Source organism: Methanosphaera cuniculi, assembly GCF_003149675.1.
Classification (GTDB): domain Archaea; phylum Methanobacteriota; class Methanobacteria; order Methanobacteriales; family Methanobacteriaceae; genus Methanosphaera; species Methanosphaera cuniculi.
This window is the reverse complement of sequence record NZ_LWMS01000010.1, coordinates 168577-184530: the sequence shown is the minus strand read 5'-3', so window position 1 is coordinate 184530 and position 15954 is coordinate 168577. Positions and strand designations below refer to the sequence as shown.

General features: G+C 27.1%; 19 protein-coding genes. 4 read left to right on the top strand and 15 right to left on the bottom strand.

The genetic code is table 11. The features are described 5' to 3' along the window. Positions 1 to 102: 102 nt before the first annotated feature. Positions 103 to 1686 (bottom strand): thiamine pyrophosphate-binding protein, encoded by a 1584-nt coding sequence (locus tag MSCUN_RS02400; RefSeq protein WP_095608096.1) that lies wholly within the window; start codon positions 1684 to 1686, stop codon positions 103 to 105. 9 nt (positions 1687 to 1695) lie between these two features. Then, positions 1696 to 2178: a dCTP deaminase gene (locus MSCUN_RS02395; RefSeq protein WP_095608095.1), complete on the bottom strand. Its 483-nt coding sequence runs from the start codon at positions 2176 to 2178 to the stop codon at positions 1696 to 1698. Positions 2179 to 2462: 284 nt separating this feature from the next. On the opposite strand from MSCUN_RS02395, the gene MSCUN_RS02390 reads away from it, so the two are divergent. The 3 genes from MSCUN_RS02390 (at position 2463) to ftsY (ending at position 5945) form a co-directional block, all read left to right on the top strand. After that, the gene (locus MSCUN_RS02390) at positions 2463 to 3323 is read left to right on the top strand and encodes a DUF368 domain-containing protein (RefSeq protein ID WP_245837622.1); all 861 of its coding nucleotides are present in this window, start codon (positions 2463 to 2465) and stop codon (positions 3321 to 3323) included. A gap of 125 nt (positions 3324 to 3448) precedes the next feature. Further along, positions 3449 to 4129 (top strand): class I SAM-dependent methyltransferase, encoded by a 681-nt coding sequence (locus tag MSCUN_RS02385; RefSeq protein WP_095608094.1) that lies wholly within the window; start codon positions 3449 to 3451, stop codon positions 4127 to 4129. Between the two features lie 307 nt (positions 4130 to 4436). Continuing rightward, positions 4437 to 5945, top strand: a complete 1509-nt coding sequence (ftsY, locus tag MSCUN_RS02380) for a signal recognition particle-docking protein FtsY (protein WP_170103995.1) — start codon at positions 4437 to 4439, stop codon at positions 5943 to 5945. A 376-nt stretch (positions 5946 to 6321) separates the two neighbouring features. Here the strand turns inward: ftsY and pfdA are convergent, their stop codons facing one another. The 13 genes from pfdA to MSCUN_RS02315 form a co-directional block, all read right to left on the bottom strand. Then, a complete protein-coding gene (gene pfdA, locus MSCUN_RS02375) occupies positions 6322 to 6738 on the bottom strand; it encodes a prefoldin subunit alpha (RefSeq protein ID WP_095608093.1) in 417 nt (138 codons plus the stop codon). A gap of 53 nt (positions 6739 to 6791) precedes the next feature. Beyond that, complete coding sequence (rpl18a, locus tag MSCUN_RS02370) at positions 6792 to 7016, bottom strand: 50S ribosomal protein L18Ae (protein ID WP_095608092.1); 225 nt, start codon at positions 7014 to 7016, stop codon at positions 6792 to 6794. Continuing rightward, complete coding sequence (locus tag MSCUN_RS02365) at positions 7013 to 7687, bottom strand: translation initiation factor IF-6 (RefSeq protein ID WP_095608091.1); 675 nt, start codon at positions 7685 to 7687, stop codon at positions 7013 to 7015. The genes rpl18a and MSCUN_RS02365 overlap by 4 nt, the downstream gene beginning before the upstream one ends. Positions 7688 to 7983: 296 nt before the next feature. Then, positions 7984 to 8229: a 50S ribosomal protein L31e gene (locus MSCUN_RS02360; RefSeq protein ID WP_095608090.1), complete on the bottom strand. Its 246-nt coding sequence runs from the start codon at positions 8227 to 8229 to the stop codon at positions 7984 to 7986. Positions 8230 to 8304: 75 nt separating this feature from the next. Further along, the gene (locus MSCUN_RS02355; RefSeq protein WP_095608089.1) at positions 8305 to 8460 is read right to left on the bottom strand and encodes a 50S ribosomal protein L39e; all 156 of its coding nucleotides are present in this window, start codon (positions 8458 to 8460) and stop codon (positions 8305 to 8307) included. After that, positions 8453 to 9043 carry a DUF7411 family protein gene (locus tag MSCUN_RS02350; RefSeq protein WP_095608088.1) on the bottom strand — a complete coding sequence of 197 codons (591 nt, stop codon included), beginning with the start codon at positions 9041 to 9043 and terminating at the stop codon, positions 8453 to 8455. The genes MSCUN_RS02355 and MSCUN_RS02350 overlap by 8 nt, the downstream gene beginning before the upstream one ends. Positions 9044 to 9133: 90 nt before the next feature. Beyond that, positions 9134 to 9487, bottom strand: coding sequence for a DNA-binding protein (locus tag MSCUN_RS02345; protein WP_095608087.1), 354 nt, complete (start codon positions 9485 to 9487; stop codon positions 9134 to 9136). Between the two features lie 172 nt (positions 9488 to 9659). Continuing rightward, positions 9660 to 10097 (bottom strand): 30S ribosomal protein S19e, encoded by a 438-nt coding sequence (locus MSCUN_RS02340; protein WP_095608086.1) that lies wholly within the window; start codon positions 10095 to 10097, stop codon positions 9660 to 9662. A gap of 79 nt (positions 10098 to 10176) precedes the next feature. Then, on the bottom strand, positions 10177 to 10407 hold the full coding sequence (locus tag MSCUN_RS02335) for a YhbY family RNA-binding protein (protein WP_095608129.1): 231 nt from the start codon (positions 10405 to 10407) through the stop codon (positions 10177 to 10179). 170 nt (positions 10408 to 10577) lie between these two features. After that, positions 10578 to 10895 (bottom strand): ribonuclease P protein component 4, encoded by a 318-nt coding sequence (locus MSCUN_RS02330; RefSeq protein WP_245837621.1) that lies wholly within the window; start codon positions 10893 to 10895, stop codon positions 10578 to 10580. Between the two features lie 288 nt (positions 10896 to 11183). Continuing rightward, positions 11184 to 11732, bottom strand: coding sequence for an adenylate kinase family protein (locus tag MSCUN_RS02325; RefSeq protein WP_095608085.1), 549 nt, complete (start codon positions 11730 to 11732; stop codon positions 11184 to 11186). Between the two features lie 126 nt (positions 11733 to 11858). Further along, positions 11859 to 13058, bottom strand: a complete 1200-nt coding sequence (thrC, locus tag MSCUN_RS02320) for a threonine synthase (RefSeq protein WP_095608084.1) — start codon at positions 13056 to 13058, stop codon at positions 11859 to 11861. A 2072-nt stretch (positions 13059 to 15130) separates the two neighbouring features. Continuing rightward, complete coding sequence (locus tag MSCUN_RS02315; protein WP_143744845.1) at positions 15131 to 15802, bottom strand: hypothetical protein; 672 nt, start codon at positions 15800 to 15802, stop codon at positions 15131 to 15133. Between MSCUN_RS02315 and MSCUN_RS08260 the strand changes: the two genes are divergently transcribed. Further along, the gene (locus MSCUN_RS08260) at positions 15801 to 15938 is read left to right on the top strand and encodes a hypothetical protein (protein WP_170103992.1); all 138 of its coding nucleotides are present in this window, start codon (positions 15801 to 15803) and stop codon (positions 15936 to 15938) included. The genes MSCUN_RS02315 and MSCUN_RS08260 overlap by 2 nt on opposite strands. Positions 15939 to 15954: the final 16 nt, after the last annotated feature.

Here is a 15954-nt window from a genome sequence, read left to right as displayed (position 1 = left end):
TAATAAAATATTTTTTTTTACACTTGTTATTCTAAAAAATATAGAATTTCTCATTTTCTTTTTCTTAATTACATACCTTTTTTTACTTTTTGAATTTTTTTTTTATAGTGGTATGTGAATATTTTCAACTTCAATATTGAAAAGATGAGGTTTTTTTTCTGATATTGCTTGATCTAATTTAGTGTTTAACTCATCAAGTGATGTGATATTATCAGCTTTTATATTATAAGCTTCAGCTATTTTTATAAAGTCTGGATTATCCAAGCTTACCTCATAGTTTGGATTATCTGCCATATCTTGCCATTGTTTTATTATTCCTAGTGATTCATTGTTTATTATGAATATTATTACAGGTAACTGGTATCGGCTAATAACTGCTAGTTCTTCTATTGTCATTTGCACAGATCCATCACCTGTTGTTGCAAATATTATATCATTATCACGTGCAAATGCTGCTCCTATACTTGCTGGAAGTGAATATCCCATAGGTCCAAATCCACCTGGAAATATCATCTGTGAGTGTTTATCTAGTTTTGAGTGTAATGTTAAGTATGTTGGTGTAGTTCCAGCATCTAGTATTATTGTTGTGTTTTCATCTGCTTTTTTTAGTATTTCTTGAATTACAACTTCTGGGTTTAGTTTTTGTGTATCTTCTGGTTTTCTTGGTTTTTCAGTTTTTATGTTTTCAATTTCCTCAATCCACTTAGGATTAACTTTTGGTAGTTGTTGTTCATTTAATTTTGTTAGTATGTCTTTTATGTTGTATTTGTAGAATTTATCGCATTTTTTGTGTTCTTCTTTTGTGTTTATCTGTATTATGTTATCGGTTTTAACATTTTTCATTGTACGTTCGCTTAGTTTTGTTGCAAATGCTAGTATTAGATCTGCATTTTCTGTTGTTTTTCTGTTTTTTTGTGTTGAACGGTTTCCTTGTAGCCCTAGGTTTTGTGGATCTTTTTCTGATATTATTCCTCGTGCATGGTATGATGTTGTTACTGGTATTTTTGTTTTTTTGATGAATTCTTCAAATTCCTTGATTGCATCTGCATAAATTATTCCAGAACCTGCTATTATTATAGGTCTTTCTGATTCTTCTATACTTTTTATGATATCATCTATATCGTTTTGTTTAGGTAGTTTTATGTTTTCATGTTCTATTATTTTATGATGTGTATTGTGTGGTTTGTATTGGATATCTTTTGACATGTTAATGTAGAATGGTCCTGTTATTCCATCTTTTTTGTATTTGAATATTTCATTTATGTTGTTTTGTAGTTTTTCTGGTGTATTTACCTTGTATGATTTTATTGTTATTGGTTTAAATACGGAGTTTAAATCTATATCTTGAAATGTGTCTTGTCCTTTAACATTTGAATCTACATCTCCTGATATTAGTATGATTGGTACATTATCCTTATATGCAGCGGCAGTTCCCATTGTAAGATTCATAGCTCCAGGTCCTGCTGTTGCAAGACATACTCCATATTCACCTGTTATACGTGCATATGCATCTGCTGCATGTACTGCTGCTTGTTCATGACGCATTAGTATGTGTTGTATTTTACTTTTTCGTAAAGCTTCATATATTGCTAGTACTTGTTCACCTGGATATCCAAATATGTATTTTACACCATTTTTTTCTAGTGTTTCAATTAGGTGTTCTGCTATATTTTTATCTTGAGTCATCTTATTTCATCAACTCCCTTTATTTATATTATTTTTTTCCTGGTATGATCCATCATATTCTCCAGATCCAGTAACTTTAAATACTACAGCTTGTGCTATTCTTTCACCTTTTTTTAGCTTATATTCATATTCTCCATTATTTACAATCATAAATTGTAATGTTCCATAAAATCCTGGATCTCCTACTGCTGTATGTACTGATATAAATGATCTTAGAAGTGTTGAGCGTGGAAGATACAACATTGTATATCCTACTGGTATATGTGTTTTTCCCATGATTGTTACGCTGTATGCTGTTTTTGGTTTTAGTGTGTATATTTCGTTTTCATCACATTTTAACTCTTTGATTTCAGGTAGATTTTTTTGATTATCAATTAATGATCCACCAGTTGTTTGTTCATATATTTTATCAACTTTAAGATCTATTCCTGATGGTTGTATTGTATCTTCATATTCTGGAAATAGTTTACGTAATTCTTCTTCGCCTAACATTTTAGTTTTTCCCTCATCTTCCCTTAATTTGATTTTATATTATTTTATAAAAAAAAATACTATTTTTAAGTAGTACCATTTTTTTTTAATTATAATGTTTGAATTTTATTTTATAGTTTTATTTAAATTGATTATTATAAACTATTGTTTTATAAATAAGTTTAAGTATTTTCTATTTATAGACTACATATTAAGAGTAAAAAAAATACTTTCTATAATTATAGGTAAGAATGATTATCTCTTTTTATTATTAACTTTTATTAAATTGGAGGATTAATTTTCTTATGAAGCATATTAAAGATATGATTGGATTATTTCTTCGTGGATTTTTAATGGGTATGTGTGATATTATGCCAGGTATTTCTGGTGGTACAATTGCACTTATTACAGGAATTTATGATCGTTTAATTAATGCAATTAGTACGATACGTTTCCGTTGTATTAAGCCCCTTCTTCGTGGAAATATAAAAGAATTTAAAGTAAAATTTTTAGAAGATTTTGATATTGAATTTTTCATACCCTTGGGTATTGGTATAGCTATTGCTATGGTTATCATGGCAGGTATTATTAACTTTTTATTAAATGATTATGCAGGATTTACCTATTCATTCTTTGCTGGATTAATACTTGCATCAATTTACATATTATACAAACAACTAGATGCTTTTAATATTAAAGCAATTATAATAACAATAATATTTACCATTGTATCATATGGATTTATTGGACTTAACCCAATGCATGCAGCACACAGTTTACCAATATTACTTATCTCAGGATTTATTGCAATATGTGCAATGCTACTTCCTGGAGTGTCAGGTTCATCATTACTACTTCTTCTTGATCAGTATGAATATATGATAAATGCACTTCACTCATTTGCATTAGTAGATATCATAGTATTTATCATAGGAGCAGTAGGTGGATTTATGATAATGTCACGAGTAATTAAATACTTACTTAAAAATCATAAAATAGCAACAGTAGCAGCACTCATAGGTATAATGCTTGGATCTATGAGAATACCACTTGAAAAAATATTAGCAGTACCAACATCTTCACTACCATTATGTGTAGTATTTTTAATTATTGGTATGGTAATTGTACTATTTGCAGAACTAAAATCACATGCAAAACTAATATAAAAATTAAATTAATATGATAATATTATAAAAACTAAATTAAATAAAAATAATAAACATATTCCAAAAAAAAATATTAAATTAATTTATTTTACTACAAAAAAAATATGGTGAGATGAAAACAAATTATGTCAGATTTAAAAACACACTTTAATGAAACATCAAAACACTATGATAATCTAGTTAAAAAAACAATACCTAAGTACGATGAAATGATAGAAGCATTAGTAAATTCAATACCAGAAAAAGAAAATCTCAGAATACTAGATCTTGGTTGTGGAACAGGAAACATAAGCTTACAAGTACTAGAACGTTTTCCTGATGCAAAAATAACATGTCTTGACATATCAGATAAAATGATAGAAGTAGCAAAAGAAAAACTAGCAGGATATGAAAACATAGAATTTGTACTAGGAGACTTTACAATAGTAGATATTATAGATGATTATGATGCAATAATATCATCACTTGCACTTCATCATATAAGAGATGAAAATGATAAAAGACAAATGTATCAATATATATATGATTCACTAAAACAAGATGGAGTATTCTACAATGCTGATGTCATGGAAGCTAACAGTAAATACAACAGTAAGCTTAATGAAAGAATAGCAGATAAGTACATGGCAGAAAATCAGCTAACAGTTGAAGATATGAAAGATCATAAAAAGAAACGAGAACACAACGACCATCCAATAACAATAACAGACCATCTAAGATTACTTGAAGATGTAGGATTTAAAGAAATTGATGTAATATGGAAATACTATTCAAATGCAGTATATGGTGGAACACGTAAAGAATAAATAGTATTATGATATTATAAACATCTAACCACCCCCTTTTTCTTATTTTATTCCTTTTTTATTGAAATTTCACACTTTTTTTTAAAATTATAAAACTTTTAAAACTAATTCATTTTTTTCAACTTATACAAAAATTTTTATTATCTATGACTTTGTTGTATATTCTATATCTTATAGAAATTATGATTACTTATTTTATAAATGAAATAAAAAAATAATAAATAATAAAAAAAAAGGCAGTACTAATATAAATTTACATTTTATATAAAATAGATACTAAAAAAACTAATAAAGGAATGTGAAAAGCTTGTTTGACTTTATACGAAAACGATTAAATAAAACCATAAAAGATGCATCAGATATTGAAGATGAAGAAATCGAACAACAACAAGAAGAAGTTGTAGATGAACTTCCAGAATCAACATTAGAAACACCAGATGAATCAGAAGAAGATAAAAAATCAGATGATGAAAAATCAAACGATGATGAATCAAAAGAAGATACAGAAGAAATAACAAAAGAAGAAGAACCTAAAACAGAAGAAAAAGAAGAGAAAAAAGAGAAAAAAGGAAGATTTAGCTTCTTTAGACGAAATAAAAATAAAAAAGAAGAACCTAAAGAAGAAGTAAAATCTGAACCAAAAGAAATAACACCAGAAATTAAAGACGAAAAAAAAGAAAATGTAGAAATACCACAACCAACAACAAAAGACGATCTCACATCACCTGATATGGGTGAATCTCAAGTAATTGATGAAACATTTACTGTTGATGAACCTGAAAAGTCAACTAATGATGAACCAGAAGAAAAAGAAGAGAAAAAAGGACATTTCGGATTTCTTCACAGAAACAAAAATAAAGATAAAAAAGATGATAAAAAAGATGAATCTAAATCTGATCTTAAATATGAAGATGAACAAAAAGGTGGAAGATTCGGATTTATTACAACTAAGACAATAAAAGAAGATGATATAGAAGAAATCCTCGAAAATCTAGAACTATCACTTCTTGAAGGAGATGTAGCATTTGAAGTAGCAGATACTATTGTTGAGAGTGTAAAAGAAGATCTTATAGGACGTAAAATAAAACGTCGAGGAGATATGGAATTATTCACAACAAATGCACTTAAAAAGTCAATCTATGAAATAATAGATAATGGAGAATATGACCTACTTGGTGATATTGAAAAAGTACGTAAAACCGGTGAACCATATAAAATAATGTTTGTAGGAATAAATGGTACAGGAAAAACCACAACAATAGCAAAACTAGCAACATACCTTGAACGATATGGCTACACCTCAGTACTAGGAGCATCAGATACATTCCGTGCAGGAGCAATAGAACAACTAGAATACCATGCAAAGAATCTTAACATGAAAATCATTAAACATCCAAAAGATTCAGATCCAGCAGCAGTAGCATATGATGCAGTAGATCATGCAAAAGCAACAGGAAAAGATATAGTACTAATAGATACATCAGGACGTATGCAAACAAATGCAAACCTAATGGATGAAATGAAGAAAATTAAAAGAATATCCAAACCTGACATTGTAATATATGTTGGAGATGCACTAATGGGTAATGATGCAACAGAACAAGCAGATAAATTCAATGAAGTAATAGATATTGATGGTATCATACTTACAAAAACAGATGCTGATGCAAAAGGAGGAGCAGCACTATCAATTGGACATGTAATCCATAAACCAATACTTTTCATAGGAGTAGGTCAAGGATATGATGATCTAATTGAATTTAAACCAGAATGGATGATTGACCAAATATTTAATGAACAAGAAGCAGAAGCATAAAAAAAAATCAAACAATCAACTTTTCACCACCCTCTTTTTTTAATCTTAATTTTTTTTCATAAATTTTATAATTGTTTAACTTAACTTCTAAAATACTAATAATTGTTTAATTATAAAATTAGAATATCGGGGATTTTAAGATTTGGTGTTTAATAATTATACTTAAATATTATAAATTGTTTAAAAAGAATAAATAATGAAAAAATGTTTTTTAAGTTTTGGTGTTTATTTAAGTTTTCTTAAAAATAAGCTTTAATATTTTTTTTTAAATGAAAATGAGTAAATAATTTTTTTTTAAATGTATTAGAAAATTAATATTTTAAAATAAGATAGATGTTTAAATAAGAAAAAAAATGATTAAAAAGAGAGACTAGGTTTATTGTAGTCCTGATTCTCTCATTAATCTTTCTGCTTCTGGTCTTTGTGTTGCAATCATTTCATTAATTTTATCTAGTTGATTTGTTAATGTTGTTATTAATTCTTGAACTTCTTTTGTTTCTTTTTCAAGTTTTTCCACGGTTTCTTCACGTGATTTTTTAACTGCAACTTCTGCTCCTACTCCGACTATAATGTTTTCACTTTTTAGTTCAGCATTAATAAAGCAACCAGCTCCTACTGGTATTAATAATTCTTTGCCAACAGAGCCTTCTATTCCTTTTAGTGCTTCACTTGCGGATTTTATATCTGTTAATGATAAGTTTAATTGTTCTACTTGGTTTGCGATTGCTTCGCCTTGTTGTTGTAGTTGGTTAAGTTCTGCTATCATTTGTTCTAATTTTTTGTTATTTTCCATGATTTATTCACACTCCATTGTTTATTTATTATTTTATCCTTTATTTAAAGTTTTTATAATAAACTTGATACGATAGGATCTGTTACTTCTTCTGGTGTAATTTCTGTTATATCATCAAATATAATTTGACTTCTGTTTAATCTGTGTTTACTTCCGAATTCGGAGTATAGTTTTTCTTTTATATCTTCTTCTTTAACAGCTTTCATTTCGCGTGTGAAAGGTTTTGCTTTATCACTATCTAATAATGTTCCTTTTACTCTATATATTTTTGTTTTCATAATGTTCCCTCAAATAAGTTGAATACTTGATCAATCCTTGCTAGTTCTGGACCTGTAGTTTTTTCTCCTACAATAACTCCATTAGAATTTGCAATGATACATGCTCCTACGAGTTTTACTCCACGGTTAACTGTACCAATTTCAGTAGGTACTCCTAAAACATCTTCAACTAAATCTAATTCCTCATCTGATGCATCAGGATGTACTAAAGCACCTTTATTTGTAGCAGCTACTGCAGAACCAACTATATCAAGTCCTGCTATGGTAGTACTTACTACTTCTACATCAAGGCTATCTTTTATAATCTCTTGAGCTTCACTGGATAGTTTTGGATTTACAATAGCTCCATTATCATTTGCAACTATAACATTTCCTATAGCTGTAAGTGATCCTGGTATAACATTTACATCAATTCCATGTTCACGTATAGTGTTAAGTTCATGATCATATGCATACTCAGATACTAGTAAGCTTTTTGTATTTCCTGCCATTAAAGCTCCTGCAAGGTTACTACCACAGATTGGTGTTTTGATTATTGGTACATCTAATGTTTCTTCAATTGTTTTTACATAAGAATCCTGAAGTCTTGGTGAAATTATTGCTACATTGTCTTTTGCTAAAATAGAAACACCTAAGTTTGGGTTCCCATCAATATCGAATCTTTGTATCATAGTTTATCACTCCATCTGTGAAATATTATTATTTTTTAATATATTTTTTTATTCTATTTAGTTATTATAATATGTACCAATATAAATAGGATGCCCATCTCGTAAAAACAATCCATATTTATATTTAAGTAGGTAAGAGAGGTGATTAAATTCTCTTATTATTTACATGTATACACTTTTTACTATCTTAGACATCTTTAGTAACTCGTAAATATGATAAAGATAAAATCCAAGATAACATAATAATCCATTTAAAATATAATCCTTAGCAATCCGTGTTTCCAAAATAATGGTGTCTATTCGTCTGCTAATAATACTTCTACTACTCCATCTTCTTCAACAGCTTTCACTTTGATTTTTGATGGTATTTTTTCTCGTCCTCTTTCCCAGATTTTTTCATTTACTTCCATTGCAACAATTACATCTTCTGTTTTCATGTGTTTTTGAATAAATTCTTTAATGTATCTCATTGCTCTTGGTGATCTTTGAGTTCTTGGTACTCTTTTAACATCTCTAAGAGGTATTGTGTAAATTCTTTCCATATTAATTATACTCCTGTTCTATTTGTTTTTAAAATAATATTATCTAAAAATTCTATCAAAGTATATACACTAGAATTATACTTTAATTTTACTTCTTCTCCATTGTCTTGCTTGTGGATGAGTTCTTAGTCTTCTATTTGTTTTCATCATAGCAAATATAGGAACTCTTCTGTTTTGTTTTGTTTTTTTAGCTAATCTTAATTTTTTAGGTAAAGTTTTATTTCTACTCATTTTTTCTCCATCCTATAACTTTTGATTGAATATGTTGTGGAAAAATATTTTCTATATCATGACCATGTTCTTTTAGATATGTTCTTACTTCCATTTCATAGTCTGAACTATTATGTATGTCACTTTCTCTTTTTTCAAGTTCAAAGATTTCACTACTTATATCATTAACAGTTTTATATCCTATTCCTGATAGGTTTAAGTATTGGACATTCATTCGATCTTCAAGACTTTGAATTTCAGACATTGTAAGTTTTGGAATGCGATCTTCACGTCGTGTACCATCAGCTATGACATCATAGTCACATGCTACATGTTCTATTACTTCATGATGAATATGATTTATACCATTATTTGGAAAATTATCACGCACTATCATATCAACAGCATCAAGTAGAATTTGCTTATCTAAGCTTAAAACACGATGTTTAAATCCTAGATTTTCTGCTGCCTTTTGTGCTGGTAGTGATGAATTAAATATTCCAAAATTGACAGTTATAAGTTCTACATCATATCCGAACTTATCTAACAGTACTGCCATTAAAGAACTGTCTTTTCCTCCACTATATAATACAGCTGCTTTCATTGAATCGTCATCTAATATTATATTTTATTTTTTTTCAAATTTTCTTATTTTTTTTTTTAAGAATTAAAAATTATCAAAAAAATTACTTTTTTATCTTCTTGTGATTTTTATTTCATGTTTTTTTCCAGATGTTTCTTTAAGAATTTGTTTTAATGTATCATCTGTAACAGGAATTTGCAGACGACCTGCTTGAGCTAGACTTATTAGTTGCATTTCAATTGCATTTACAAGATCTGGTTTTGTTAATCTTAGATTTGATAATCTTTGTCTTGCCTCTGGAGATAGTATTTGTCTTAGAGCATTTTTCTTTTCCTCTTCAAATTGCTGTCTTCTCATTTGTTCTTGTTGCATTTGTTCAAGAGAAGCTCCTTGTTGTTGTGCAGCTAGCTGTTGTTGTTGTAGCTGTTCCATTCGTCTTCGTCTAATCTCATCAAGTTCACTCATTTGATACAACTCCTTAGTGTGTCATTTTTTTTAATATATTATCATATTTTTTTTTTCTAAATTAATTTTTTTAAATATAATTATCTTTTAAATAAAAGATAAAAATCACAAGATTTTTTTTTTCATTTGTTAAAAAAGTATTCTTTCAAATTATAAAACTAAAAAAGTAATCTTAGTATTTTGATAATTCAGGAATATCTTTTGAAATTTCAGATGCTTTGTTATCAAGGTATGATTGACCTGCTGGGGTTACAATTCTTCCTTTTTCGGTTTTTTCAACGTATCCTGCATCTTCTAATTGTTGTAGTGCTGTTCTTATGATTGATCCACTACCTTTTTGGAATTTTTCTGGGTTTGTTCCACGGTCTTTGTTGCCACCGTATTTTGTTTGTAGTCTGCTTATTCCTACAGGTCCATCTACATATATTCTTCTTAGTAGTGTTGCAGCTCGTACAAACCACCAGTTAGGATTTTCTGGTCTACGTTCTTTGTGTACACCTGTTTTTACAAATTGTGCCCAGTCAGGTGCGTTAATTTTATCATTTTCTTCTAAATCTTTACTTACTACGGTAATTAAACTGTCAGCAGGTACATCATATGCTGTTGTCATGGTTTAAATTGCCTCCTAAATTTTAAATTTTTTTTTTTGGTTTATATTTTTTTTTTAAATTCTAATATTTTTTAGAAATTTATTTTCTCTTATATAATACAGCTACATTTCCTCGAACATCAACTAATTTTGCTTTAGTTTCAGCTACAATGTTTTCAAGAAATTCATCTTTATTAAATGATACACTTCTTGTAAATCGTATTTTTACTATTTCTTCATTTTTTAGTTGACGTTTAATTTCCTCAATAACATTTTCATTAACACCATTTTTTCCAATATTAATTTCAACTGCATTAAGGGAATTTCTCATTATTTCTTTTTTACTCTGGACTTTGCTCAAATTATCATTTCTCCTGTAAAATTTTTTTTTATTATGTGTCTTATTTTTCTTTTGATTTTAATAATATTTATTAAAATATCATTTTTTTTAGTATTTTATAAAAAAATTAAGTTAAATTTCTTTTAAATAAAAAAAGAGAGTTAATCTTTTTTATTATAGTAATCTTTCCATGAATTGCCACATTCAAGACATTTGTAGCTAATTCTTTTATCTTTTGAAAGTCTTACTCTTAAGTTAACTCCTACTTTAAGGAATTTATTACAATTTTTACAAAACCTTCCTCGCCAATAATCAGGTAATGGTAACTGATATCTTGAAGAGATCTTACGAGTTAGCTTAACATAACGATCAGATCGTTCAGGGTGTTTTGAAAACTCAGATTCTGCCTGGTTAAATAGTATTTGCATTCTTTCAAGTGCTATTTTATTTCTCCAATTTCTTTGTCTTCTTCCGCTCAAAATATCTAATCCTCTAAAAAATATAGAAATATTATGTCTTAAGTGCAAGGAATGAATTTATGAAAAAATAAGTATTCTTATTATTATATCATAAAATCTAGATAGTAACTTAAGAATAATAATATAATTTATATAAAACATTATTTAAATATATTATGTTTATATATAATACTAAATTAAAAAATAGTAATAAAATCCCTTTAGTATATACATATAATTTTTTTACTAAAAAAAATAAACACTAAAGAATTTAGATGATGATGTTAAAAAGTAAGTGGTATTAATAATCTAATTAAGATACTCAAAATACTCACTAAGATAATCAATCTCTCCATAAGAATATGCTTGTTTTTGATTTATAATATTAATAATTATGTTACCAACTTCACTTATGGATTTATCTGAAGTATCAACTTCCTGAATAATATCACCATATGTATCAAAACTTTCCTGAGAACATATGCCAAGAATTTCAGCAGATACATTTTCATGAACTTTACTATCAGACCAATTTCTACTATCAAGTCTTTCTTTTAAAACCATAGGATTACATCTTAGTATTACTATCATATCACTACCTGGATAATCTTGTGCTAAGTGTCCTTCAAATATGATTAGTTTATCTTTATTTTCATGTTTTATCTGATCTACTATTGGTATCATACTTTCTGTATCAACTATTTTATATCCTCGTTTTTCATCTGTTCCTAAATTTAGATCATAATCTTCAAGAAGACTATTTATACTTATAACTTCTGAATCTGGTAATTGTTCATCAAGATATTTTGTTACACTACTTTTTCCAACACCTGGTGTGCCTGTGATTATTATCATCATTGTAATTTTATAACTCCTATTTTTAAGATAAATTTATTTTTTTTTATTAAGAAAAAAAAAGAAAAAATAAAAAAAAGTGGGATGGTCATATTATTTTAGATAATATTATCTAATATTCTTTTTTTTTTATATTGTTCTTAGTACATTTCTTATATCTGCAGGATCTGATGATACACTCGTTGGTTCTTCACATGCATCTATTGCAACGTTTGGATCTTTTAGTACGTGTCCTGTTACAATACATACTACACGTTCTCCTTGGTCTATTTCACCATTTTCTACAAGTTTTTTAAGTCCTGCTATTGATGCTGCACTTGCTGGTTCTACTCCTATTCCTTCAGTTCTTGCTAGATACATTTGTGCATCAAGTATTTCATCATCTGATACAGTTTCTGCTGTTCCATCTGATTCTTTAATTGCTCTCATTGCTTTAATTGAACTTACAGGTGCTCCTATTCTAATTGCTGTTGCGATTGTATCAGGATTTTCTACAGGTATTACTTCATCTGAGCCTGATTTTACTGCATTTGCTATTGGTGCTGAGTTTTCAGCTTGTATACCTGTCATTCTTGGTACATCTTTCATGTATCCTGCTTCTTTAAATTCACATATTCCTTTCCAGATTGCTGATATGTTTCCAGCATTTCCAACAGGTAATATTACACGATCTGGTGATTCCCATCCTAGGTCTTGTACTAGTTCAAATCCTATTGTTTTTTGTCCTTCAAGTCTGTATGGATTTATTGAATTTAGTAGGTATAGTTCTCCTTCTAATGCTAGTTCTGTTATTGTTTCTAGTGCATCATCAAAGTTTCCATCTATTGAGAATACTTTTGCTCCATGGAACATTGCTTGTGCTAGTTTTCCTAGTGCTACTTTTCCTGATGGTAGTACTACTGCACATTTTAGTCCTGCTCGTGCTGCATATGCAGATAGGGATGCTGATGTATTTCCTGTTGATGCACATCCTACCATATCTACGCCTAGATCTACTGCTTTTGTTGTTCCTACACTCATTCCACGGTCTTTGAAACTTCCTGTTGGGTTTGATCCTTCTACTTTTACATATAGATCTATTCCGAGTTCTTTTCCTATTTTGTCACATTTACAAAATGGTGTTCCTCCTTCATCAAGACTTACTCGGTTTTCTGCGTTTACTGGTAGAAATTCTTTGTATTTCCATATGTTATCACGTCTGCAGTCAAATGTTTTACGTGGTATGTTTTCTACGTCTACTTCTACTTCTAGTATGGATCCACATTTTTTACATGTGTATATTATTTCATCGTCGTCATATTCTTCGCCACAAGAAATACATCTTATCATGTTCTATAAAACTCCTTTTGTTAAATATTATTATCAAATTTAAAAAAAAGATACAAATTTTTTTTGTAATTAATATACGATTGTTGTATCTACATTTTTTGTTGTTGTGTGTTTTTTGATATTTTTTTTTATCAATGTTTTATTGTATCTTTTTTATTAGATAAATAAATTTATTATATTAATATAGGATAGTATTGTTTTTTTTTATGTATTGATGTTTTTTTTTATTATTAAAAATTAGTATTTTTTTTAAGTTATTATTAGAGGTTGTTATATTTAGTTTTATATTTTTTTTATGTGGGAGTTTATATTTTTTTTTATTATCTTATCTAGGATTTTTTTTGTGTTTTTTCATATGTAAACATTAGTTAACAATGTTAAGTAATATTTTTAAAAAAAAAGTAGTATTAAAGAGGTATTTAATACTACTGTGTTTTTCCTTTGAAATCAAATAAGTGGAGTATAGAGATATTTGTTAGTAGTGTTAATATCATTAAAGTAGTGGGAAAAATGATATTATACCTATGGACATAATACTTTGATTCTTCTTATTTCAAGCTAAAAAATATAGTGAAAAAACTTGAAATTGTTAATATTATGTTTATTTTATCGTGTTTGACTAAACTAACTTATCACTATACTAATTATATTATTATATAGCACTAGTATTTAAATGTTACATCTAATTTTTTAAGTTAGTTTAATATTTTTTCAAGTATTATTATTCTAAAAAAAGAGTATTGTTTTAAAGTTAAGATTTTAAAAAAAGAAGACTTTAAGTATGGATCAGATACTTATTTTATCTTCTTATTTATTTATATATCAAAAAAAATGGTTTTGTGTGTATAGGATGTATTAGTAAATTTTTTCCCGTTTTTTAATAATATTTAAGTGGTGATTTTTTAAAATATTATTTTTTTTACTGTTTCTTAAATTAAATAGTAGATATTCATTTAATTTTAAGTTGTAGTATTTTAGACAAACTAATATAATCACTATAACATTACATACTTATTTTACTTATCATTTATATATTTTATGATAATTAATGAAAAAGTTATGATTAAGTTATTTTTAAAGATAAAATTGTTATTAAAATAGTAATTTGAGTTTTTTAAGTAATTATTTTTTAAAAAAAAGATATTTAAAAGTAGTTAAAACTTTTACTACTTTTATTTTTTCCTGTATAATCAAATAAGTAACGTATAAGAATAGTTACATTTTTATAAAAAATATCAAATTGTAGTGGGAGATGATATTTTTTATCTTTATTTTAAATTATAAGTTAAAAATATAGTCGAAAAAAAACTTATAACCCAAAACGAATTATTTTGTTTTAGACAAACTAAACTAATTATATACGTAATAATGACTATATCTTATGTTCTATATATACTTTTTGGTAATTTTTTTTCAAATGACCGGAAAATGAAAGGAAATTAACAGCAAGGTTTTTAGTAAATTTTAAAAAGTTTATTTTGTAATTTTAAAATTAAGTTTGATTAGAATAGTAGTAGTTATGATTAATCATTATAAAAGGTATGAAGTTTTATTATAAATATTTATTAAAATTAGTTAATTTAAAAATTAAAATTTATTTTAAAAAAAAAGATAATTTAAAAAGTAGTTTTGATTTCATACTACTTTTTATTCCTGTATAATCAAATAAGTAACGTATAATTATAGTCATGTTTTTTTAATTAATATCATTTTTTTGTAGTGGGAAAAAATGAATATTATTTCTTTTTATTTGAGTTAGTATAAGTTAAAAATATAGTCGAAAAAAAAACTCATAACTCAAAGCGAACTGTTTTGTTTTAGACAAACTAAACTAATTATATACGTATTACTTACTATTTTATTAATAGTATATAAATATTTTGTTTAAATATCATTATAAATCATTACTAAAAGCCAGTAAAAATATAATTAATTATAATAAATCATGATAAAAATAAGCTAAATTCAAAATAGAAAAATAAAACAATATCAAAAATATAAAAGAAAAAATTTAACAAAAACTAATAAAAAAAGAAAAAAAGAAAAAATAAATTTTATATCCAACTATCAATCTACTTTGATGAAATATTTACAGTCTTATGATAAACAGCCTCAGATGTATCATTACCACTAAAGACACTATCATAAATATAAATTTCAGCACGAGCAGGTCTTGTTGAAGAACTATCAGTAGTAGCTCTACCTGATGCTTTAATTGTCTCATTAGCAACAGGATTATTTATATTCCAAGCTAGAGGACTCTTACCAATAACAGCTCCACTACTATCATAGAATATAACCTGCATTTCAAGATAACTGAAATTCTCAAGTGGTACAATATCACATTTTACAGTATAAAGAGAATAACCCTCAGATGTAATAGAAATATTAGTAACATTAAGCACAGTCTCATTTTCAGCAGGTGCAGAATCATATACCATAGAAGCACCAAGAATACAAATTAAAATAATAACAAGAATAATATGAATTATCCAGTACTTATTAGTATCCACAGGTGGTCTGCTAAATTGCTGAGTTGCTGATTGTTCTCCAAAAGTATGAACTTCTGCTGTAGGACTAATTGGAATATCAACCTTATCACGTTCCATATAAGCACCAATAGCTGCCATTAAAAATAATAAAAATGCTGGAATTCCAAAAATAAAAATACCAATTAAAACACCAAAAGCACAAAGAACATATAATACACAAGACTTAAATGGATCTTTACTATAAAGCCACATGCTAATTCCACCAAAAATAGTAGAAATCAGTGCCATTAAAGCATTAAAAATTAAATCCTCACTAAATACAGACATAAAAAATGCAATGAAAGTACCAATAATTCCACAAATAATAGCAAGAATAGCAAAAATATAATTATATTTCATAGACA

Coding starts and splice junctions, on each gene's coding strand:
- MSCUN_RS02400 (WP_095608096.1), bottom strand. CDS start 1,686: ATGACTCAAGATAAAAATATAGCAGAACACCTAATTGAAACACTAGAA.
- MSCUN_RS02395 (WP_095608095.1), bottom strand. CDS start 2,178: ATGTTAGGCGAAGAAGAATTACGTAAACTATTTCCAGAATATGAAGAT.
- MSCUN_RS02390 (WP_245837622.1), top strand. CDS start 2,463: ATGAAGCATATTAAAGATATGATTGGATTATTTCTTCGTGGATTTTTA.
- MSCUN_RS02385 (WP_095608094.1), top strand. CDS start 3,449: ATGTCAGATTTAAAAACACACTTTAATGAAACATCAAAACACTATGAT.
- pfdA (WP_095608093.1), bottom strand. CDS start 6,738: ATGGAAAATAACAAAAAATTAGAACAAATGATAGCAGAACTTAACCAA.
- rpl18a (WP_095608092.1), bottom strand. CDS start 7,016: ATGAAAACAAAAATATATAGAGTAAAAGGAACATTATTAGATAGTGAT.
- MSCUN_RS02365 (WP_095608091.1), bottom strand. CDS start 7,687: ATGATACAAAGATTCGATATTGATGGGAACCCAAACTTAGGTGTTTCT.
- MSCUN_RS02360 (WP_095608090.1), bottom strand. CDS start 8,229: ATGGAAAGAATTTACACAATACCTCTTAGAGATGTTAAAAGAGTACCA.
- MSCUN_RS02355 (WP_095608089.1), bottom strand. CDS start 8,460: ATGAGTAGAAATAAAACTTTACCTAAAAAATTAAGATTAGCTAAAAAA.
- MSCUN_RS02350 (WP_095608088.1), bottom strand. CDS start 9,043: ATGAAAGCAGCTGTATTATATAGTGGAGGAAAAGACAGTTCTTTAATG.
- MSCUN_RS02345 (WP_095608087.1), bottom strand. CDS start 9,487: ATGAGTGAACTTGATGAGATTAGACGAAGACGAATGGAACAGCTACAA.
- MSCUN_RS02340 (WP_095608086.1), bottom strand. CDS start 10,097: ATGACAACAGCATATGATGTACCTGCTGACAGTTTAATTACCGTAGTA.
- MSCUN_RS02335 (WP_095608129.1), bottom strand. CDS start 10,407: ATGAGAAATTCCCTTAATGCAGTTGAAATTAATATTGGAAAAAATGGT.
- MSCUN_RS02325 (WP_095608085.1), bottom strand. CDS start 11,732: ATGATGATAATAATCACAGGCACACCAGGTGTTGGAAAAAGTAGTGTA.
- thrC (WP_095608084.1), bottom strand. CDS start 13,058: ATGATAAGATGTATTTCTTGTGGCGAAGAATATGACGACGATGAAATA.
- MSCUN_RS08260 (WP_170103992.1), top strand. CDS start 15,801: ATGCTAATTCCACCAAAAATAGTAGAAATCAGTGCCATTAAAGCATTA.
- MSCUN_RS02315 (WP_143744845.1), bottom strand. CDS start 15,802: ATGTGGCTTTATAGTAAAGATCCATTTAAGTCTTGTGTATTATATGTT.